General features: G+C 72.5%; 19 protein-coding genes and 1 pseudogene. 9 read left to right on the top strand and 11 right to left on the bottom strand.

The window, feature by feature from the left end:
• Positions 1–60: 60 nt before the first annotated feature.
• Together STRNI_RS07470 and STRNI_RS07475 are read left to right on the top strand one after the other, a co-directional pair.
• The gene (locus STRNI_RS07470) at positions 61–1,239 is read left to right on the top strand and encodes a CapA family protein (RefSeq protein ID WP_277410780.1); all 1,179 of its coding nucleotides are present in this window, start codon (positions 61–63) and stop codon (positions 1,237–1,239) included.
• 37 nt (positions 1,240–1,276) lie between these two features.
• Complete coding sequence (locus STRNI_RS07475; protein WP_026169783.1) at positions 1,277–1,636, top strand: VOC family protein; 360 nt, start codon at positions 1,277–1,279, stop codon at positions 1,634–1,636.
• Positions 1,637–1,714: 78 nt separating this feature from the next.
• Here the strand turns inward: STRNI_RS07475 and STRNI_RS07480 are convergent, their stop codons facing one another.
• Positions 1,715–2,170: an HAD family hydrolase gene (locus tag STRNI_RS07480; protein ID WP_277410781.1), complete on the bottom strand. Its 456-nt coding sequence runs from the start codon at positions 2,168–2,170 to the stop codon at positions 1,715–1,717.
• A 249-nt stretch (positions 2,171–2,419) separates the two neighbouring features.
• Between STRNI_RS07480 and STRNI_RS07485 the strand changes: the two genes are divergently transcribed.
• Entirely contained in the window at positions 2,420–3,589 is a 1,170-nt protein-coding gene (locus STRNI_RS07485) for a serine hydrolase domain-containing protein (RefSeq protein WP_277413211.1), read from the top strand.
• Between the two features lie 279 nt (positions 3,590–3,868).
• On the opposite strand, the gene STRNI_RS07490 is transcribed toward STRNI_RS07485, so the two are convergent.
• The gene (locus tag STRNI_RS07490; RefSeq protein ID WP_159485134.1) at positions 3,869–4,792 is read right to left on the bottom strand and encodes an NADP-dependent oxidoreductase; all 924 of its coding nucleotides are present in this window, start codon (positions 4,790–4,792) and stop codon (positions 3,869–3,871) included.
• A 111-nt stretch (positions 4,793–4,903) separates the two neighbouring features.
• Positions 4,904–5,677 (bottom strand): AraC family transcriptional regulator, encoded by a 774-nt coding sequence (locus tag STRNI_RS07495; RefSeq protein ID WP_277410782.1) that lies wholly within the window; start codon positions 5,675–5,677, stop codon positions 4,904–4,906.
• 92 nt (positions 5,678–5,769) lie between these two features.
• On the opposite strand from STRNI_RS07495, the gene STRNI_RS07500 reads away from it, so the two are divergent.
• On the top strand, positions 5,770–6,915 hold the full coding sequence (locus STRNI_RS07500) for a MalY/PatB family protein (protein ID WP_277410783.1): 1,146 nt from the start codon (positions 5,770–5,772) through the stop codon (positions 6,913–6,915).
• Between the two features lie 92 nt (positions 6,916–7,007).
• Here STRNI_RS07500 and STRNI_RS07505 read toward each other — a convergent pair whose 3' ends face one another.
• Positions 7,008–7,664, bottom strand: coding sequence for a TetR/AcrR family transcriptional regulator (locus STRNI_RS07505; protein ID WP_093645367.1), 657 nt, complete (start codon positions 7,662–7,664; stop codon positions 7,008–7,010).
• Positions 7,665–7,726: 62 nt separating this feature from the next.
• Here STRNI_RS07505 and STRNI_RS07510 point away from each other — a divergent pair, with 62 nt between their 5' ends.
• Positions 7,727–9,055 carry an aldehyde dehydrogenase family protein gene (locus tag STRNI_RS07510; protein WP_277410784.1) on the top strand — a complete coding sequence of 443 codons (1,329 nt, stop codon included), beginning with the start codon at positions 7,727–7,729 and terminating at the stop codon, positions 9,053–9,055.
• Positions 9,056–9,137: 82 nt separating this feature from the next.
• Here STRNI_RS07510 and STRNI_RS07515 read toward each other — a convergent pair whose 3' ends face one another.
• Both STRNI_RS07515 and STRNI_RS07520 read right to left on the bottom strand, forming a co-directional pair.
• Positions 9,138–11,165, bottom strand: coding sequence for a DUF5107 domain-containing protein (locus tag STRNI_RS07515; protein ID WP_277410785.1), 2,028 nt, complete (start codon positions 11,163–11,165; stop codon positions 9,138–9,140).
• A 108-nt stretch (positions 11,166–11,273) separates the two neighbouring features.
• Positions 11,274–12,179: an arginase family protein gene (locus tag STRNI_RS07520; RefSeq protein ID WP_277410786.1), complete on the bottom strand. Its 906-nt coding sequence runs from the start codon at positions 12,177–12,179 to the stop codon at positions 11,274–11,276.
• A 108-nt stretch (positions 12,180–12,287) separates the two neighbouring features.
• Here STRNI_RS07520 and STRNI_RS07525 point away from each other — a divergent pair, with 108 nt between their 5' ends.
• Positions 12,288–12,623 carry a DUF6204 family protein gene (locus STRNI_RS07525; protein WP_266442843.1) on the top strand — a complete coding sequence of 112 codons (336 nt, stop codon included), beginning with the start codon at positions 12,288–12,290 and terminating at the stop codon, positions 12,621–12,623.
• Here the strand turns inward: STRNI_RS07525 and STRNI_RS07530 are convergent.
• From STRNI_RS07530 to STRNI_RS07545, 4 genes and pseudogenes are all read right to left on the bottom strand, one after another.
• Complete coding sequence (locus STRNI_RS07530; RefSeq protein WP_109896697.1) at positions 12,604–13,017, bottom strand: glyoxalase superfamily protein; 414 nt, start codon at positions 13,015–13,017, stop codon at positions 12,604–12,606. The two genes, STRNI_RS07525 and STRNI_RS07530, sit on opposite strands and share 20 nt — an antisense overlap.
• A 13-nt stretch (positions 13,018–13,030) precedes the next feature.
• On the bottom strand, positions 13,031–13,582 hold the full coding sequence (locus STRNI_RS07535; RefSeq protein ID WP_018090493.1) for a GNAT family N-acetyltransferase: 552 nt from the start codon (positions 13,580–13,582) through the stop codon (positions 13,031–13,033).
• A 73-nt stretch (positions 13,583–13,655) separates the two neighbouring features.
• A pseudogene (locus STRNI_RS07540) lies at positions 13,656–15,142 on the bottom strand (CoA transferase).
• Positions 15,143–15,170: 28 nt separating this feature from the next.
• A complete protein-coding gene (locus STRNI_RS07545) occupies positions 15,171–16,064 on the bottom strand; it encodes a DUF2867 domain-containing protein (RefSeq protein WP_274739164.1) in 894 nt (297 codons plus the stop codon).
• A 45-nt stretch (positions 16,065–16,109) separates the two neighbouring features.
• On the opposite strand from STRNI_RS07545, the gene STRNI_RS07550 reads away from it, so the two are divergent.
• From STRNI_RS07550 to STRNI_RS07560, 3 genes are all read left to right on the top strand, one after another.
• Positions 16,110–16,748 carry a TetR/AcrR family transcriptional regulator gene (locus STRNI_RS07550; RefSeq protein ID WP_274739161.1) on the top strand — a complete coding sequence of 213 codons (639 nt, stop codon included), beginning with the start codon at positions 16,110–16,112 and terminating at the stop codon, positions 16,746–16,748.
• A gap of 143 nt (positions 16,749–16,891) precedes the next feature.
• Positions 16,892–18,079, top strand: coding sequence for a cytochrome P450 (locus STRNI_RS07555; RefSeq protein ID WP_159485154.1), 1,188 nt, complete (start codon positions 16,892–16,894; stop codon positions 18,077–18,079).
• Between the two features lie 35 nt (positions 18,080–18,114).
• Entirely contained in the window at positions 18,115–18,309 is a 195-nt protein-coding gene (locus tag STRNI_RS07560; RefSeq protein ID WP_018090488.1) for a ferredoxin, read from the top strand.
• 118 nt (positions 18,310–18,427) lie between these two features.
• On the opposite strand, the gene STRNI_RS07565 is transcribed toward STRNI_RS07560, so the two are convergent.
• Positions 18,428–20,251: a CocE/NonD family hydrolase gene (locus STRNI_RS07565; RefSeq protein ID WP_277615481.1), complete on the bottom strand. Its 1,824-nt coding sequence runs from the start codon at positions 20,249–20,251 to the stop codon at positions 18,428–18,430.
• Positions 20,252–20,388 lie beyond the last annotated feature (137 nt).

Consider the following 20,388-nt stretch of genomic DNA (forward strand, 5'->3'; position numbering starts at 1 on the left):
CGGCCCAGCCGCACCCCCTCCCCGGCAGATAAATCCTATTAATCCCGGTATGGATGGGGCGTGACCCCACAACGACGCCTGGCCGCGATAGCGGCGCTGACCCTCCTGGCGGCGGGCTGCGGCACCCAGCAGTCCGCCGGCCCCACACGCTCCGCGCCGCCCTCCCCGCCGGGCGGCGCGCGGGCCTCCGCCACGGCCGGCTTCACCCTCCTGGCCACCGGCGATGTACTGCCGCACAGCGAGATCATCCGGCGGTCCGGCGCCGATGCGCACGGCCAGGGCCATGACTTCCGCGCCATGCTCGCCGGGGTGAAACCGGTGGTCTCCGGCGCCGACCTGGCGATCTGCCATATGGAGACGATCTACGGCAGGGACGGCGGGCCGTTCACCGGCTACCCCAGCTTCAAGTCCCCGCCCCAGGTCGCGGCCGCCCTCAAGGACGCCGGCTACGACTCCTGCTCCACCGCTTCCAACCACACCCTCGACGACGGCGCCGACGGGGTGCACCGCACCCTCGGCGCCATGGACGCGGTCGGTCTGCGCCATGCCGGCTCGGCCCGCTCCGCCACCGAGGCCTCCCGGGTCACGCTGCTGCGGGCCGGCCCCGCGAAGGTCGCCCAGCTCTCGTACACCTACGGCACCAATGGCATCCCGCTGCCCGGCAAGGCGCCCTGGGCGGTCAATCTGATCGACCGGAAGAAGATCCTCGCCGATGCCCGCGCCGCCCGCCGGGCCGGTGCGGATGTGGTCGTCGTCAGCATCCACTGGGGCACGGAGTGGCAGCAGCCGCCGGACGAACAACAGCGCACCCTGGCCCGCGCGCTGACCGCGGCACGCACCGCGGGAAGGCCCGACATCGATCTGATCCTGGGCACTCATGCGCATGTCCCGCAGGCCTACGAGAAGGTCAACGGCACCTGGGTCGTCTACGGGATGGGCGACCAGCTCGCGGGCCATATGTTCAACCACAGCGACCGGCCGGACGGCCGCGGCAACCAGAGCTCGATGGCCCGCTTCACCTTCGCCGGACCGACCGCTCCCGGCGGGCGCTGGACGGTCCGCAAGGCGGAGTTCCTCCCCCAACTCACCGACGTCAACGACGGTTTCCGGGTCGTGAACCTCAACGCGGCGCTGGCCGCGCAGCCCGGGCGCAGCGACTACGCACGGGCCCGGGACAGCATCCGGGACATCGTGCTGTCCCGGGGCGCGGCGAAGAGCGGGCTGATCATGGCCAAGTGATCGCGCACCGGCAGGTCCCCCAACTAGGGTGGTCCGTATGGACATTCTGGGGACCTCATTGCGGGTGTGCGTCAGTGATCTGGATTCCGCGATCGGCGTCTACGAACGGCTGACCGGGGCCGAGGCCATCCGCTTCCAGCGCGGCGGGGTGGCGGTCGCGGCCGTCGGGTGCTTCTTCCTGATGAGCGGCCCCGAGGCGGAGTTGTCGGTGCTACGGAAGATCACGGCGACGCTCGCCGTCAAGGACGTGGACGACGCGGTGGCCGACCTGAAGGCGGTCGGCGCGGACATCATCGCCGGCCCCCTGCCCACACCGATCGGCCGCAACCTGGTGGCCCGCCACCCGGACGGTTCGGTCTTCGAGTACGTCGACCGGAAGCAGGACGCGGACGCCTAGGACGGGCAATTCCCAAGTCCTGGTCGGTGGTCGTAGGCGATGCCCGGCCTTGGTCAGGTAGGTGAATTCCGGCGGGGCTCATCCCACTCCGGTCGCCTCCTCCGGCCGGGCGAAGGCGAGGATGGCGGGGACCGCTTCGCGCAGGCTCGTGAAGTGACGGTGCACACCGGCCACCGCGGCCGCGGAGTTGACACCCCACACCGTCATGCCGGCCCGGAGACCTGCTTCGACTCCGGACGGGGCGTCCTCGATGACCAGGCAGTCCTCGGGCCGGGCACCGAGCTGCCCGGCGGCCAGGAGGTAGGGCACGGGTGAGGGTTTGCCCTCTTCCACCGCGGCGGCATCCACGATGACGGGCGGGACCGGCAGACCGGTCCGAGCGAATCGCCCGCGCACCTCCGCCGCGTCCAATCCGTATCGCCCGGCCCACGTTGCCCAGACCCGGCGCTGGTTGTCCACGGCGTCGATCAACGTGCCGTCGACATCGAGGAGGACACACTTCCTGGGGTCGGGCCGCACCATCTCACCGGTCACGCCGTGATCATGCCAGGTGACCCTGAAGAACATCTACGCGAATGTGGCGGGTGAGATGAGTGAGACGAGTAAGGCGAGTGAGGCAACGGTGAACGGATGCCCGAGGTCCGGGGGGTGCCTCTACCGTGCATGGGCCTGCTGTCCGGATGGTTCAGTGGACCTCGAATGCGCAGGCTGAACGGGTCGGATGCGCGAGGTGCCCAGCAGGGTGCACAAGGAGGGTTCCCCATGCTCGATCGTTCTCGTGGGGTGCGGCGTGTGCGTGTCTCAGCGTCCGGGCGGCGGCGGGTGATCGCGATGGGCGCCGTGATGGCTGCGGCTCTGGCCGTGGGCGGCGCACTGCCCTCGTCCGCGACGCGGGCCGATGGCTCCGGTGATGCCGTGCGGGAGGGGCTGGACCGTCTGGTGCACGAGGACCGGTACCCCGCCGCCCTGGCCTCCACCGTCGGGCGTGACGGGCGCGTCCACCACTTCACCGCCGGGGTCGCGGACTTGCGGACCGGAGCGAAGGTGCCGGTCGACGGGCAGGTGCGGGCGGGGAGCAACACCAAGGCGTTCACCGCCACGGTCGTCCTCCAGCTGGCCGGCGAAGGCAAGGTCGCTCTCGACGCTCCCATCGAGCGGTATCTGCCGGGCCTGGTGCGCGGCGAGGGCATCGACGGACGCCGCATCACGGTACGTCAGCTGCTGCAGCACACCAGCGGACTGCCCGACTACACCGACTTCATCCCTGACCCCACCGGCACGGCCCGCCACACCTACGTCCGGCCCCGCGCCCTGCTCGATACGGCGCTGGCGCACAAGGCGGTGTTCGCTCCCGGGACCAGCTGGGCGTACAGCAACACCAACTACGTCCTGGCCGGGCTGCTCATCGAGAAGGTCACCGGCCGCCCGCTCGCCGAGCAGCTCACCCGGCGGGTCATCGACCGGACCGGGCTGCGCCACACCTACTTCCCCGGCGTGGGCGACGAGGGCATCCGGGAAGCGCACCCTCAGGGCTACTTCGCCGCGAAGCCCGGCAGACCGCTGGAGAACATCACGGAGCTGGACCCGTCCTGGGGCTGGGCCGCCGGACAGGTCATCTCCACCCCGAGCGACCTGAACCGCTTCTTCACCGCCCTGCTCGACGGCGAGCTGCTCGAACCCGCGCAGCTCGCCCAGATGCGCACCACCGTCAAGGTCCCCGAGAGTGCCGGTATCGGGCCCGGCGTCCGGTACGGGCTGGGGGTGACCAGCGCGCCGCTGAGCTGCGGCGGCCGGTCGTGGGGGCATGGCGGGGACATCCCCGGCTACGCCACACGCACCGGTGTCACCGATGACGGCCGCGCCGTCACGGTCGCCGTCACCGCCGACGGACCGCCCACCGAGCAGGGGCCCGGCGATGTCCTGGCCCTCCTCGACGCCGCCCTCTGCACCTGAGGCCGACGGGTCTGTGACCGACGGGCCTGTGACCGACGGGCCTGTGTTCGACGGGCCTGTGACCGACGGGCCTGCGACGACGGGCCTGCGACGGTGCGGCATCGGTAGCCATGCCCGGCTCTGTCGGTCGCCGCGAAGCCGGCTGGTGAGCATGCGGGGGGCGAGGACGCTGGTGTCGCCCAAGGCGGACGACGGTGTGGCCCCCGCCCGCGGAGCCGGGGCGGGCGCCGTCACCTCGATGAGACCGGCTCACTCCATGGCCGGGTAACGCCCCCCGCCTCAGGACACGTCCAGCACGATCTTGCCGCGGGTCCGTCCCGTCATGCTCTGCCGGAATGCCTCGGCCGTTTCGGTCAGGGGGAAGGTCGCCGCGACCGGCACCGTCAGCTTGCCGGCGTCCGCGAGCGCGCCGAGGGCCGTCAGGTCGGCGGTGTCCGGACGGACCCACACCATGTGGCCGCCCTTCGCCTTCACCTCGCCGTCGGCGATGGAGGCCACCCGGCCACGGTCCTTGAGCAGTTCCTGCGAGACCTCCACGACGCCACCGCCGACGAAGTCCACGGCCGCATCGACGCCTTCGGGTGCCAGCTCGCGCACCCGGTCGGCGAGACCGTCACCGTATGTGACCGGTTCGGCGCCCAGGGACCGCAGGAACTCGTGATTGTGCTCGCCGGCCGTGCCGATGACGCGCGCTCCCTGCGCGACCGCGATCTGGACGGCGAGCGAGCCGACGCCGCCCGCGGCGGCATGCACCAGAACGGTCTCGCCCGCCGTCACACCGACCCGGCCGAGCGCCTGATAGGCCGTCAGTCCGGCGAGCGGAAGTCCGGCGGCCTGCTGCCAGCTGAGCGATGCCGGCTTGCGTGCCAGGGTCCTGACCGGGGCGGCGACCAGCTCGGCGAAGGTGCCGTGCTGGACCTCGTCCTTGCGGACATAGCCGATGACCTCGTCGCCGACCGCGTACTCGGTGGCGTCCGCGCCGACCGCCTCGACCACGCCCGCCACGTCCCACCCGGGGATGAGCGGGAAGTGGCAGTCCATCATCGGGTCCAGATAGCCCGCGAGGATCTTCCAGTCCACCGGATTGACGCCGGCCGCCTTGACCCGGATCAGGAAGGAGTCCGGGCCCACCTTCGGATCGGGGTGGTCGGTGTATTCGAGGACCTCGGGGCCGCCGTAGCTGTTTGCGATGATTGCCTTCATGGTCCGCTACAACGCGTGACGACCGGGGTTCATTCCACGGTCGCGCCGACGGTCACCGAAATGGCGTACGAAGCGCGCGGGGACCGGGCGGAGCGGGCTCGGCCGGTGTGGTCAGCGCTGGGCGCGGTGGGCGTGGTGGGCGCGGTGGGCGCGGTGGGCGCCGGGAGTGTGGCCGAAGGCCCGGCGGAACACGTCGATGAAGGCGCTGCTGGAGGCCCAGCCGCAGCGGTGTGCCACGACGGTGACGGGGGTGTCCTCGGCCAGCAGGCGCAGGGCGTGGTGCAGACGCAGCTGGGTGCGCCATTGCGGGAAGCTCATGCCGAATTCGGCTCGGCACAGCCGGGTGAGGGTGCGGTCGCTGACACCGGCCGTGGCGCCGAGTTGCGCCAGGGTCCGGTTGTCGGCCGGGTCGTCGCGGAGCAGGGCACACACCGCGACCAGCCGCGGGTCGGTGGCGGCGGGTACATGGAGGGGCTGTTCGGCCGAGTGGCGGAGCTGGTCGAGCAGGACGGCCCGGAGGCGGCGGCGTTCGGCGCCGCGGTCGGCGGGCCGCTCGGTGTAGGCGAGGATCAGCTCGCGCAGCAGCGGGCCGACCTTGAGGACCGCGGGCCGGTCCAGGCGCAGCGGGTTGTCCCGCACCGGCAGTGCCACCAGATGGAGGTCGGTGTCGCCATGGGCGTGGTGCTCGTGGACGGTGCCGGCCGGGATCCAGACGGCCCGGGTGGCGGGCGCGATCCAGCTGCCCGCCTCGGTGGTGACGGACAGTACGCCGCGGCCGGCGTAGACGATCTGGTGCTCGTCATGGCGGTGCGCGTCGACGCCGGTACCGGCGGGCAGGGGGCGCAGGCCCGTGGTCATGCGCGGGGCGTGGCGGCTTTTCGGCATTGCTTGTCAATTTATCGGAAGCGGACGGCTCCCCGCGGCGCCGATCATCGAGGAACTACGGCAGACCAGGCCCACCGTCAGGAGTCCCCCTCATGGGCAATCTTTCGATCCCCCCTCTCGCGGAACTGCGGAAGCGCCGGAGCGCGAAATGGCGGACCTTCCCGGACGACGTCCTGCCCCTCCCGGTCGCGGAGATGGACTTCCCGCTGGCGGAGCCGGTCGCCAGGGTCCTCCATGAGGCGGTCGACCGGTCGGACACCGGTTATGCGGCGCCGACCCGCGAGCTGGCGGACGCGGTGGCCAACTACGCCCGGCGCAGCTGGGATTGGCGGATCGACGCCGACGAGGTGCGCACCGTCGCCGATGTCGGGATCGGTATGGTCGAGGTCCTGCGCCGGGTCGTCAGCGCGGGTGACCGGGTGGTGATCAGCCCTCCGGTGTACGAGCCGTTCGCCTGGTGGATACGTGAGGTCGGGGCCCACGTGGTGGAGGCACCGCTGGCCCACGGACCACATGGGTGGCAGCTCGATCCGGACGCTCTGGAACGGGCCTTCGCCGACCACGCCACGGCGTATCTGCTGTGCAATCCGCACAATCCGGTGGGCCTGGTGCACCGGCGTGAGGAGTTGGCCGTGCTCGCCGAGCTGGCCGACAGATACGGCGTTCATGTGCTGTCCGACGAGATCCATGCCCCGCTCGTGCTGCCGGGGGCCGAGTTCGTCCCGTTCCTGTCGGTGTCGGACGAGGCGAGGCGCTGGGGGTTCTCGTTCCTGTCGGCCAGCAAGGGCTGGAATCTGGCCGGGCTCAAGGCGGCCGTCGTCGTCACCGCCGATCCGGCGCCGAGGCGGTATGTCGACCGCCTGTCGCCCCACTCGCTCTATCGCACCGGGCACCTCGGAGTGCTCGCCACGGTGGCCGCGTTCAACGACGGCGGCCCCTGGCTCGCCGACGCCCTGGAGGTGCTCGACCACAACCGGGGGCTGCTGGCGGACCTGTTGGAGAAGCTGCTCCCCGACGTGCGCTACCGGCAGCCGCAGGCAGGCTTTCTGGCCTGGCTCGACTTCCGCGCCCTCGGCTGGGGCGACGATCCCACCGCGCGTCTCCTTGCCGCCGCCCGGGTCGCCCTCAACGCCGGTCACCGCTACGGCCCTTCCGGCCACGGCTTCGCGCGGCTGAACTTCGGCTGCGCACCGCAGACGCTCACCGAGGCCCTCACTCGTATCGCCGCGGTCCGCTGAGACCTCGGAGACCGGGACGGGCGGCCGCCGCTCATGGTGGAGCGCGCTGCCGGCAGGCCGGAAAGCCTGTCCAGCGGCCCCGCCCCGGCCCCTCAGCCGGGCTGTGCCCCCAGGGCGCGCAGCAGGAACGGGAGGAGTTCGCTGATCGCCGCCTCACCGGAGGTGGGGCCGTCCGTAGCGCCCTGGTAGGTCACGTCGGGGGTCAGGAAGAGGCGGCTGACCATGGAGCCGACGACGAGATCGGCCAGCACATGGGCATCCTCCAGCGGCGGGATGTCGCCGCGGGCGACCGCGCGGCGCACCACCTCGGCGGCCCGGTCGCGGACCGGCTGGACGATCGCGGAGTCCAGGACCCGGGCCAGCGCCTCGTTGTGCGCGGCCTCGCCGATCAGGATGTGCAGCAGCCGTCCGCCGGGGCCCTCCAGCGTTTCCGCCTTGTCCCGGAGCAGGACGGCGAGGTCGCCTCTGAGGCTGCCGGTGTCCGGCTGCGGACCGAGGTCGCTCGCCCAGCTGACGGCGGTGCCCACGACCAGATCCTCCTTGGAGCGCCAGCGGCGGTAGAGGGTCGCGGTGGACACCCCGGCCCGCTTGGCGACGGCCGCGGTGGTCAGTCCGCCGTAGCCGCTCTCCTGCAGGACCTGGAGGGTGGCCGCCAGCAGTGCCCGGTCGCGTTCGGCGTCCCGCGGCCGGCCACGGGCGGGCTGCCCCTCGGGGGGCGCGGTCTGGTTGCTCTCGGTGCGTTCGGCCACACCGGGAGTCTACCGCCAGCATTACGAAACGAAATGTTTTCGTTTCGTGTAGCCTCGGCGTCATGGCCCCTCAGAACCACACCACCGACCTGGACGCCGCCTCCGTCGTCGGCCGGCTCCGCCGCACCTTCACGACCCACCGCACCGCCTCCCCGGAATGGCGGCGCGGCCAGCTGACGGCCCTGCGCACCCTGCTCACCGACCACCGCGACGATCTCCTCGCCGCGCTCGCCGAAGACCTCGGCAAGGGCCCCGAGGAGGCCTATCGCACCGAGATCGGCTTCACCCTCCACGAGATCGCCCACACCCTGGACCGGCTCGACGACTGGCTGGAGCCGCGGCCCGCTGAGCTGCCCGAGCGACTGCTCCCGGCGACCGCGCACACCGTCCGGGAACCGCTCGGCGTCGTCCTGGTGATCGCGCCCTGGAACTATCCGCTGCAGCTGGCGCTCGCCCCGCTCGTCGGCGCGCTGGCCGCGGGCAACTGCGCCGTCGTCAAGCCCAGCGAACTCGCCCCCGCCACCTCGGCCGCCCTGGCCCGGCTGCTGCCGCGCTATCTGGACAGCGACGCGGTGGCCGTCGTCGAGGGCGCCGTCCCGGAGACCACCGCCCTGCTGGCCCAGCGCTTCGACCACATCTTCTACACCGGCAACGGCACCGTCGGCCGGATCGTGCTGGCCGCCGCCGCACCGCATCTGACCCCGGTCACGCTGGAGCTGGGCGGCAAGAGCCCGGTCGTCCTCGACCCGGGCACCGATCTGGCCGCGGCGGCCCGGCGGCTGGTGACCGGCAAGTTCCTCAACGCCGGCCAGACCTGTGTGGCACCCGACTACGTCCTGGCGATCGGTGACACCGCCCGGGAGATCGAGCCGCATCTCGCCGCGGCGGTGCGCGAGACGTACGGAGCCGATCCGGCCGGCGCCGAGGAGTACGGACGGATCGTCAACGAACGGCACTTCGACCGGCTGACGGCCCTGCTCGACAGCGGCCGCACGGTCATCGGCGGTGCGCACGACCGCGCCGCGCGCTATCTGGCGCCCACCGTCCTCGCCGATGTCGCCCCCGACGCACCGGTGATGCAGGAGGAGATCTTCGGCCCGATCCTGCCCATCGTGCCGGTGCCCGACCTGGACGCTGCGATCGCCTTCATCAACGACCGGGACAAGCCGCTGGCGCTCTACGCGTTCACCGCGTCCGAGGACACCAAGCGCCGGCTGCTGGCCGAGACCTCCTCGGGCGCGCTCACCTTCGGGCTGCCGGTCGCCCATCTCACCGCGCCCGAGCTGCCGTTCGGCGGGGTCGGCGAGAGCGGGATGGGGCGCTACCACGGCGAGTACTCGCTGGACACCTTCAGCCACACCAAGGCGGTGCTCGACAAGCCGCTGGCCTGACGGCGGACGGGGCGGGGCGGCGGACGGTGCCGTCCCCCGGGCGTCGGGCGCTGTCCGCCGGGCGCCGTCCGCCGGCCGCCGGCTACACCGGCCGCATCCGGTACTCGTAGCGCTCCGGGAGCGGATGCGCGGACCGGGCCGCGGCGCGGACCTCCTCGGTGACCGGGCCGCCGCCCGCGACCAGTTGCTCGGCGATGGCGTACCAGGTGTCGCAGAGCACCTCGTCGCCCTCCCGCAGACCGGCGATCTCGAAACCGGCCTCGAAGATCTCCCGGGCCGCGACGGGCTGTCCCTGGGCGAGCAGCACCTGTGCGGTCAGCAGCTGGAAGCGGCCGTCGGCCGGGTCGGCCGGCCGCAGGTCCGCCAGCAGCTGCGCGGCCTCGTCGGTACGGCCGGCCGCGAGCAGCGCGGGCACCGCCTCCCGGGCGAGCGCCGGCAGCACCACCCGCCAGGCCCGGGCGGCCGGGTCCGGTGCCGAGGCCGCCCGGGCCGCCTCGGCGCAGGCCTGCGCATACCGGTCGGCGGCGCGCGCCGGCTCGCCCGCCGTGGCCTCGGCAACGGCCAGGCAGTACAGCGGCAGACAGCCGGCACCGTGCCCGAGGGCCCGCTCCCAGCTGCGGACGGCCTGGGCGCGGTCGCCCGCCTGCCACTGGGCGAGCCCCAGGTGGTAGTCGGTGGACGGGCCGGGAGGTGCGGACTCCAGCAGGTCGCGCCAGGCGGGTGCGGTCAGCACCGGTCCGGGTACGGGGCCGCCGGCCGGCAGGTCCCCGGTCCTCAGCAGCGTCAGCCACGGCTCCTGCTCCGCGCCCAGCGTGGCCGGGCCGAAGGGCGTACCGGGCAGGTCCAGACCCGTGCGGGCCACCTCCAGTGCGCCCCAGCCGGAGCCGGTGGCCAGCGACTCCTTCGGTTCCTGATCGGCATACGGCAGCCAGGCGGCGTACGCGGCCTCGACATCCGCCCGGGGCAGGGCCGCCTGCAGCCGGGCCGCGACCTCTTCGCGGGCCGCGCCCCAGTCCGCACCGTGCACCGTCGCGGGGTCGGCGTCCAGCGGCCCGTACGCCTCCAGCCAGGTGAACTCGCCGCCGGCGTCCAGCGGCAGATGCTCCAGCTGGGTACGGGCCAGACCGGCCTGGATCTCGGCGTAGCCGCCGGTGCCCGGCTCGGTGAGCCACTGCTGCCAGCGCCGCCCGGCCCGCCCCGCGCCCCACAGGAACAGCTTGCGGCCGCGCAGGGTGTCGGTGGAGGTCTGCACCAGACCGCGGCCGTCCGCGTCGAGGGAGGTGACCCAGCGGCGGGCGCCGTCGGGCACGTCGTAGAAGTAGTCGGCGGGGTAGGTGCTGCGCAGCGGGTAACTGCGGTCGGTGCCGTCGTGTTCGGGGACCGGGACGCGGCGCAGGGTCCGTTCGTAGCCGAAGTGCCAGGCCGCGTCGGCGGGCGCCAGGACGCGGGTGCGCTCACCTTCGGGCACGGCGGTGTTGGACCACCAGTAGACCGGCACGGTGTGGTGGTGCGGATTACGGATCCGCACGCCCACATGGAGGAAGTCGGAGCCCTCGGGCAGCCACAGGTCCACCTGGAAGGGCAGATCGCGCAGCCGCTCCCACTCCCACAGCCGCAGCATCTCCCCGCCGTCCGGCGCCGGGACGCAGGCGGCGTGCAGCGGGGCACAGGAGAGGGTGGTGTGGCCGGTGGCGCCGATGTTCCACTCGATTCCGCCGGAGAACCAGGCGCCGTTGAGGGCGAAGGCGGCGGGCTGGAACACCGGGTTGCGATAGAGGAGTTCACGGTCGGTGGGCTTGTGGTGCAGGGAGTACACCCGGCCGCCGAGGCCGGGCAGGACGGTGGCGCGCAGCCGGTCGTTCTCGATGACCAGCGCGTCGAGGTCGGTGCTGCGGCGGGCCCGGCCGTAGCCGTCGCGCAGCGGGGCGGGCAGGATCGAGCGCAGCGGCGCACAGCCGATCTGCCGCGCCATGTCGGCGGGCAGACCGGCGTCCCGGGGGACCTCGATGTGGTGCGGGTCCTGGCCGGCGCGCAGCGCGGGGAGGGGGTTGTCCGGGCCGAGGGGGGCGGCGGGAAGGGTCAGGGTGGTGCGTCGCACACTCATGGCCACGGCTGCCTCGCAATGCTGGACCGGGCCACCTCGGCTGCGGCGGCCTCCTGTTGACCATGGAACCGCGTGATCGCCGCTCTGCACAGGGCTCCCGGGGGCGGGGCGAGGTCAGGGTTGCGCAAAGACACTCTCAAGGAGCTCGGCGAGCAGCACCGCGCCGGTCCCCTCGGGGTCGCGGTCCGGGTCGTAGATGGTGACGTTGATGCCGACGCAGCGCGGTGAGGCGGCCAACGGGCCCAGCAGCGACCGGAGTTCGCCGGTGAGCAGACCGCCGGGGTCGGGGCTGTCGACGGCCGGCATGACGGACGGATCGAGGACATCGGCGTCGAGATGGATCCAGAAGCCGTCGAGGTGCGAGCGCTGGAAGTGGGTGAGGACCTCACGGGCCACCGCCTCCGGGCCGCGCCGCCGGATCTCGCCGACCGGGGCGTGGCTGATGCCGAGGCCGGTCAGCTCCTCCTGGTCCTCGTCCGCGTCGCGGATGCCGAGGACGCACACGTCCTCGTCGCGGACGTACGGCCGCAGCCCGTCGAGGTCCGTGAGATCCGCCTGGCCCCGTCCGGTGATCTGTGCCACGCCCTCCCCGGCCGCGGCCCCGACCGGGCCGGAGACCGCCGTGTTGCCGGGATGCCGGAAGTCGCCGTGCCCGTCGAGGTAGGCGACGCCGTAGCGCCCCAGCCGGCGCAGCGCGAGCACCGCGCCGAGCAGGATGCTGCAGTCACCGCCCAGCACCACCGGGAAGTCACCGCTGCCCACATGCCCCTCGATACGGGTCGCGAGCCGGCTCGTGTAGGCGGCGAGGGCCGCGGCGTTGAAGTCGCCGTCGCCCTCCTTCCACTCCCCCAGGTCGTAGCGCGGCGGGACCACCACACCGCCCTCCAGGGCACCGAGCCGGCGCAGCAGTCCCTGTTCACGCAGTGCGCCCGCGAGCTTGTAGCAGCCGGGAACGGTGCCGGGCGCGGGCGGTCGCAGCCCCAGGTTGGAGGGGGCATCGATCAGTACGGTACGGCGCATACGGTGATCGTCACATAGGCCCACCGGAAATTGGGAGGCCCCGGAAGATCCGGCGAAATAGCCTGGCAACTCGGCTCATTGACACCCGCGGAACGGAAAACGGCCCCCATGGCGACCCAGCACACCTACCGAGTCATCGTCCGCGGCAAGTGGGACGGTCTGACCGCCGGGTCCCGGGAGAAGCTGCTGGCCGAGGTGGACGAGCACGGTCTGGCCCAGATGCAGTTCACGCCTGAGGGCTCGCTGGCGTACGACACCGCGCTGCACTCCTTCAGCTACCGCTATGTCATCGTCTCGGACGCGGCGGACGGCGAGGAGATGGCGGCCGCGCTGGCCGAGGACAAGGCGGAGACCGCGCTGCGGGCCGCCGGACTGGGCTACCGGGACCTGCGGTCCACGGCCACCGACATGGACACCATGAAGATCAACCGCAAGTCCCGGTAGCCGGGGCCCCGTCGGACGGCTGCGCGGCGGCGCCCGGTTCGTTGAAGCGCAGCCGGTTGCCGAAGGGGTCGGTCAGCGTGAGCGAGGTCCCGATCTCGTCCTGCTCCAGACCGGGCCGCAGATACGGGTAGTTCTTGCCGGCGAGCTCGGCGTGCAGCGCACGCACCCCGGTCAGCTCCGTGTAGACCGTGGAGCCGGGTGTCGCATCGCCGTGGTGCTCCGACAGATGCAGTACGAGGTCACCGCGCGACACCTGGGTGTAGAGCGGCATACCGGGCTCGAAGCGGTGCTCCCAGTCGACCGTGCAGCCGAGGTAGTCGAGGTAGAACTCATGGGCCTTGGCCACGTCGAAGATCCGGAAGACCGGCACGGTGCGGTGGAAGTCAGGGGTCATGGCGGACATCGAATCACTCCGCCTGCCCGGAGACCATCTCGGCGGTGATCGCCCAGCGCTCGTGGTCGCGCCAGGCGCCGTCGATGAAGAGGAAGTCCGGGGAGAAGCCCTCCAGCCGGAACCCGGCCCGCTTGACCAGGGCGATCGACAGCTCGTTGGCCGGCTGGATGTTGACCTCCAGCCGGTGCAGCCCCATCGCCGTGAAGGCGTGGTGCAGCACGAGCCGCAGGCCCTCGCTCATCAGCCCGCGGCCGGCGGCATGCGCGAAGGCGCCGTATCCGATCGCGCCACAACGGAACGCGCCGTGCACGATGTTGTTGACCGTGAGGTAGCCGGCGATCCGGCCGTCGGCCAGCTCGCAGATCAAGAACCCCTCGCGCTGCGGCTCCTGGAGCCGCAGCAGATAGCTGTCGTACGCGGCGTCCGTGGTGGGCGGGAAGAGCCAGGGGCTGTGCAGCTCCGCGCTCTCCCGCGCCCGCGCGGTGAACTCTTCCCGGTCGGCGGCGGTGAAGTGCCGGATGCCCACCCGCGGTCCGCGCGCGAGGTAGCGGTCGTTGCTCGTCATCGGCAGATCGTACGAAGGGCGGCAGCGGCAGGCCAGCCGAAGCCCTGGCGGCGCGCCCGGACCCGTCCGGCCGTCACGGGCCCTCCCGCCACACCGGCGCGTCCGTTCCGCACAGACCGGGCGGGGTCGTCCAGGTGGCCGGTGCGCCGGCGAAGGAGACGGGCGGAAGGGCGTGGCGGAGCCGGCCCGCGGGGCTGTCGGTCTCGCGGAGGTGGTCCGCGGGGTCGTAGAGGGCGTCGCCGGGGGTCTCCGTTCCGGTCGTGAGCGGGCCGTCGTGCCCCGCCAGGCCGTGCGTCAGCCATCGCGCGGTGCGGGCCAGGGAGAAGGTCGCGAGGGTGGAGCCGCCCGTGCGGCTCTGTTCGGTCAGCGCGCGGAGCACCGCCGCGGCCATGAGGTAGCCCGTACCGTGATCCAGTGCCTGGGCGGGCAGTGCGCCGGGCGTGCCGCTGCGCTTCACTCCGCCTCTGCTCTCTTGTGAGTCCTCGGACGCAGAGCCCGCCTCGGCTTCGACGGCGGCGATCCCGGTGGCCACCTGCACCAGGCTGTCGAAGCCGCGCCGGCCACCCCACGGCCCGTCCTCGCCCCAGGCGGAGAGCCGGGCCACCACCAGCCCGGGGCGGCGTGCGGCCAGTTCCTCCGGAGTGAGACCGAAGCGGTCGAGGGCACCCGGCCGGTAGCCGGTCACCACGACATCCGCGCGGGCCAGCAGTGCCTCGAAGTCCGCCCGGCCGGCGGGCGAGCCGAGGTCGAGCAGCGCGGACCGCTTGCCGAAGCCGGTATCGCTGTGGGCGTCCTGGCTCTCCGGCAGCTGGGGGCGTCGATCCGCAGCACGTCCGCGCCGAGCAGTGCCAGGGTGCGGGTGGCGACCGGCCCGGCGATCACCCGGGTCAGATCGAGCACCCGCAGCCCGGCGGCCGGCCGCACCGGGTCGCCGGCGAGCGGCGGCAGCGCCCGGGGCGGCGCGTCGGCGCCGAGCGGTCCGAGGGTCAGCAGCGGCGGGGCGGCCGCCGCGGCGCCCTGGGGGTGGGCGGCCCACTCCTCGGGGGTGCGGACGGCGACGGCCAGCCCGCCCGCGGCGTAGACGGTTTCCTCGATCTCGACGGCACGGCGGCCGGCCAGTGCGGTCTCGACGTCCGGCACCCCGGCGCTGTCGGGCAGGTCCAGGGCGTGGAGCAACCGGGCGCGGTGGTGGGGGTAGTTGGCGTGGGTGCGTACCCAGCCGTCGGCGGTGCGCCAGAAGCGGGAGAGCGGGGCGAAGTTCGAGGGCGCCCGGCCGTCGGTCCGCAGATGGCGTTCGCTGACGAAGGCGGTGGCCACCGCGCCGTCGTCGACGCGTACGGCGGGCAGCGGACCGCCCTCGCGGCGGGCGGCGAGTTCGGCCGCCGCGAGGGCGCAGACCGCGACCGTGGAGCGGGCCAGCGACAGGGCCGGGAGCCTGGCCGGCAGCAGACCGGGCGGACCGCCGTAGGTGATCCGTTCCGTCAGGGCCGGGTCTCCTCCGAGCGCCGACCAGGCCTGCTCCGTACCGCTGTTGTGCCCGCCGGAATGTCGTTGTCCCATACAGGCAGTGTCCCACCCACCACCCGTGTCACACGGGGGCCGCCGCCCGCTCCCCCGCCGTCGGTGCGGCGAATGCCAGCCGGCGGTGGATGCGGCGCAGCATCAGACGGGCCATGAACGGGTGGACATGGCGGACGACGGCGAAGTAGAGGCGGCCGGCGGTGTGGTGGAGGCGGACGACCGTGCTGAGCGTGACCCGGCCGTCCGCGACCAGGATCGAGGCGCGGAAGTCCAGGTGCCGGGCGTCCTTGCCGAGCAGGATCTCGCCGTCCGCGCGCCCGGCGACCGGGAAGGACGCACCGCGCAGCACCCCCTCCCACGCCTCCGGCTCCTGCGGCATACCGGGCAGCAGATCCATCTGCCAGGCGTCCTGGAAGTCGGTCCGCGGGAAGGCGCGGTGCGCCAGCCGGGCCGCGGCGGGGAGCTCGACGGCCCGGGGCCGGTCCCAGAGCAGCCGGTTGAGCAGGCGTACCCGCGGGGACCGGCGGACCGGTGCCGACGCCCGGCCGGTGGCGGCCCGTTCGATGTTGTCGAAGATCTCCTCGACGACGGTGCCGTGCGCGGCGCGGATCGCCAGTGTCCACATCACTCGCCGACCCAGCGGGAGCCGGCTCTGCAGGACGTGCTCCACCCGGCAGCTGCCGGGCCCCAGGGGCCGGACGGTGATCTCGTGCCACCCGTCCTCACCGCCGGTGAAGTCGAAACGGACGCGGCGGCCGGGCTCATACGCCGCGACGCGGTAGCGGACGAAGCCGTGCCCGCCGTCGGCGCCGACACCCAGGGGGCGGTCGAAGCGCATCGGCGGCCAGACGGGCGTGGGGAAGAGCGGATCGTCCGCACCGCCGAGCCGGTCGAGCAGGGCGCCGACGGTGTCGGCCGGGGCCTGGACGGTGCGGGCATGAACATCGCGGACGGTACGCACAGGGCACCTCCATACGGTGGCGTATGTTTGACCGTACGGTACCGTATGGATATGGCGCAGCAGCGAGTGAAGGCACCCCGCGACAGCAGTGCACGGCAGCGGCTGACCGCCCGGGACTGGGCCGACGCGGCCCTGGCGGCCATGGGCGAGGGCGGCCTCGCCGCGGTGGCCGTGGAGCCGCTGGCCGCCCGGCTGGGCACCACCAAGGGCAGCTTCTACTGGCACTTCAGCAACCGGGACGCCCTGATCGAGGCAGCGCTGGAGCACTGGGAAGAGACCTGCACCGAAGCCGTGATCGCCGAGGTGGAGGCCGAGCCCGATCCGGGCAGACGACTGCGCCTGCTGCTCGTACAGGCCACGACACTGGCCGCCACGGACCCGCTGGAGGTCTCCCTGCTGGCGAGCGCGGCCGATCCACGGGTGGCCGCCGCGCTCGCCCGGGTGACCGACCGGCGCATCGGCTATGTCGCCGCGCTCTTCGAGGCGCTGGGCTTCCCCGGGGACGAGGCCCGGCACCGCGGTCTGCTGGCCTACACCGCCTACCTCGGACACACCCAGCTGGGACACGCCGTCCCTCAGAGCCTGCCGGCCGACGCCGCACGCGACCGGTATCTGGACGGCGTGATCGACACCCTCGTACGACCGCGAAACGGAGGTGATCGGTCCGAACTCGACCGAACCTGAACGAAGTTGGCCGAACTGCGCGTAGACATGCCCGGCATCCGAGGCATGAGGTGAGATCGGCGCGGCGATAACGGCGCGCCGCAGCATTGCCCACTCACACACGAGCAACGTGAGCCACTCAAGCCTCGTACGGGAGGAATTCCGTGACCGAAGCCATCCCCTACTTTCAGGACCGCACCTGTCCTTACCACCCACCCGCCGGCTATCAGCCACTGCGCGAGGCCGGTCCGCTGACCCATGTCACGTTCTACGACGGCCGCAAGGTGTGGGCGGTCACCGGCCACACCGAAGCCCGGGCGCTGCTGAGCGACCAGCGGCTCTCCTCCGACCGGCAGAACCCGGCCTTCCCGATTCCGTTCGAGCGCTTCGCGGCGATCCGCCGGGTCCGGACCCCGCTGATCGGGGTCGACGACCCGGAGCACAACACCCAGCGCCGGATGCTGATCCCCAGCTTCAGCGTCAAACGGATCGCCGCGCTCCGCCCGGAGATCCACCGGATCGTCGACGGGCTGCTCGACCGGATGCTGGAGCAGGGCCCGCCCGCCGAGCTGGTCTCCGCGTTCGCGCTGCCGGTCCCCTCGATGGTGATCTGCTCACTGCTCGGTGTCCCGTACGCCGACCATGAGTTCTTCGAGGAGGAGTCCCGCCGGATCCTGCGCGGCCGGACCGCCGAGGAGGCGGAGGACGCCCGGCTGAAGCTGGAGGAGTACTTCGCCGGGCTGATCGCCGCCAAGGAGAAGAACCCGGGCGACGGGCTGCTGGACGAGCTGATCGAGGAGCGGCTGCGGCCCGGCTCCCTCACCCACGACGAGCTGGTCCGGCTCGCCATGATCCTGCTGGTGGCCGGTCATGAGACCACCGCCAACATGATCTCGCTCGGCACCTTCACCCTGCTGGAGCACCCCGGACATCTGGACCGGCTCAAGGCCGAGGAGGACCTGATGCCGGCCGCCGTCGAGGAGCTGATGCGGTTCCTGTCCATCGCGGACGGCGTGCTGCGGGTGGCGAAGGAGGACATCGAGATCGGCGGGCAGATCATCCGCGCCGACGACGGGGTCCTGTTCCCCACCTCGCTGATCAACCGGGATGACACCGTCTATCCGTCGCCGGACGAGCTGGACCTGGACCGTTCGGCCCGTCATCACGTGGCGTTCGGCTTCGGGATCCACCAGTGCCTGGGGCAGAACCTCGCCCGCGCGGAGATGGAGATCGCGCTGCGCTCGCTGTTCACCAGGATCCCGGAGCTACGGCTCGCCGTGCCGGCCGCCGAGATTCCGTTCAAGCCCGGAGACACGCTGCAAGGCATGATCGAACTGCCGCTGGCCTGGTAGCAGCCATGACGGCAGACCAACGAAAGGGGTCCGGAATGCGGATCGCGATCGACACCGACCGCTGCATCGGCGCCGGCCAGTGTGCCCTGACCGCGCCGGGGGTCTTCACCCAGGACGACGACGGTTTCAGTGCGCTGCTGCCCGGCCGTGAGGACGGCGCGGGCGACCCGCTGGTGCGGGAAGCCGCCCGCGCCTGCCCCGTGCAGGCCATCGAGGTCACGGACGACTGAGCCGTCACCCTCGCGGACGCCCCGGCTGACGCGCCCGGCTCCCGGCTGACACCGGTGCCCGCAGCGCGCCCGAGACGTTCCGCCCCTCCACTTGTCCCTACGGCATCCACCCCATCCGCTACCGCAACACCCCTTGGGTGACGGGCAGTTCGAGGACCCCGGTGTCCTCGGGCGTACTGCTGACCGTCACCGGCTTCACGCCGCGATTGCCCGCATAGGCGTCGTCGCTCGCGGCGATCACGAAGCGCAGCCGGTGCCCCGGCTCGTAACGGTGCACGATGGCCGGCAGTTCCACGGTGAACGGCCGGGTCACATCGGGCACGCGGGCCGGGGCCACCAACCGGTGCACCAGCGTCTTCTTGCCGTCCGGCGCGACATCGTAGAGCTTGGCGAACAGCACCAGCCTGTCGGCCGCGTCCGAGGACTTCTGGGCCTGCTCGGCCCGCGGTGAGACGACCTTCAGCGTCGCCCTGGGCGCGCCCACCACCTCCACCGGCCCGCCCGCCACCGGCGCCGACGTCCAGTCCAGAAAGGTGCCCCTCGCGTCGTACGGCGCCACGTCCGGCAGCCCCAGCATCCCGGCCAGCGAACTCTCCGAGTGGCTGCTCGCCATCCGCAGATTGCGGTACGACCGGCTGCCGCGCGCCACCTCACCGCGGTGGCCGACGAGCTTGCCGTCCCCGGAGAGATACAGCCGCCGGGTGCCGCCCGCCGGGAAGGCGGGCGAGGTGGCGTAGGCGGACCCGTCGGTCACCCAGTCCCGGTGGTAGGCGAAGGCCGGGCCGGTGCCGGTCGCCGTCCGGTGCCGCAGATAGCGGTCGAACCACGCCAGGATCCGCTGTCCGACGTAACTGGTGTCCAGATTGCCCTGCCCCAGGTTGAGTTCGCCCTTCGCCGGCTTCTTCATCCCGCCGCTGTGGCCCCATGCCTGCCAGATCATCTTGACCGGGGTGCCCTGCGCGGCGAGGGTCCGGTAGGTGGCGGTGGCCTCGTTGAGGTTGAACAGGCTGTCGTTCTGGCCCTGCACGAGCAGCGTCGGCGCCTTGACCGACGGCAGGTACGAGACCGGGGAGACGCTGCGGGCATAGCGGAAGACGGCGTCGGTCTTCTCCGCCGGGTACTTTCCGGAATCCAGCAGCCGCTTGGTCTCGCAGGCCCGCGCGACGAAGTGCAGACAGCCGGAGCCGCCGGTGCGCGACGGGTCGAGCTCCGGATGCAGCAGCCCCTGCGCCTCGCCGATCAGGAAGAACCCGTTCGTCCACTGCCACTTGTAGGCGCCGGGCAGCGGGCCGGTGACACCGTGGGTCAGACCGGCGTTGTTCGGGTCGAGCGAGTAGGAGAGGTCGTTCCAGGTGATGAGCGGGACCAGCGCGTCGACCCGGTGGTCGACGGAGGCGGTGGCCAGCTGGATCGCGCCACCGTAGGAGCCACCGATCATGCCAACCCGCGGATCCTGTGCGCCGTCCTTGGCGACATAGTCGAGACGTGTCCCGTTGTCGGCCGTACGGGCACCGGCCAGCAGGTCGACCAGCCCGCTCGCCGCCCGGCCGTCGATCCCGGGGTCGTCGAGGGAGATCGGGCAGCCGGTCTTGCCGAAGCCGAGCCCGGAGTAGGCCAGCGCCACATACCCGCGGGTGGCGAAGGCCTTGGCGAGGGCGTCGGTGGAGCCGTCCGCCTTGCTGCCGCCGAAGCCGTTGGTGGTCAGCACGGCGGGCGCCGGGTGGGCGGCGTCGGCTCCGGCCGGGCGGTAGACATCCGCGTCCAGGGTGCAGTGGCGCTCGCCGGCCCGGACGGTGACCTTCAGAGCGGTGACGGTGTACGGGTCGGCGGCGGCGACCGCGGGACCGGTCAGGAAGAGCGGCGCGGCGAGGGCGGAGCCGGCCAGCAGGGCGAGGGACCTGCGGAGCACGGGGCGGGACACGGCTCGGGACACGCTGGGCACGAGGACCTCCACACAGGTCGTACCAACCAGTCGGTAGCGGCGCGCTCATGCTGTGACACGAGTAACGGCAAGTCAACGCTCCTGACACGCGTCGCCGTTAGGACGTGCGTTCAGGAGCGTCCCGGTCCAGGAGAGCG

Origin of the sequence: Streptomyces nigrescens (genome assembly GCF_027626975.1) — a bacterium.
In the GTDB taxonomy this organism is placed as follows: Bacteria; Actinomycetota; Actinomycetes; order Streptomycetales; family Streptomycetaceae; genus Streptomyces; species Streptomyces nigrescens.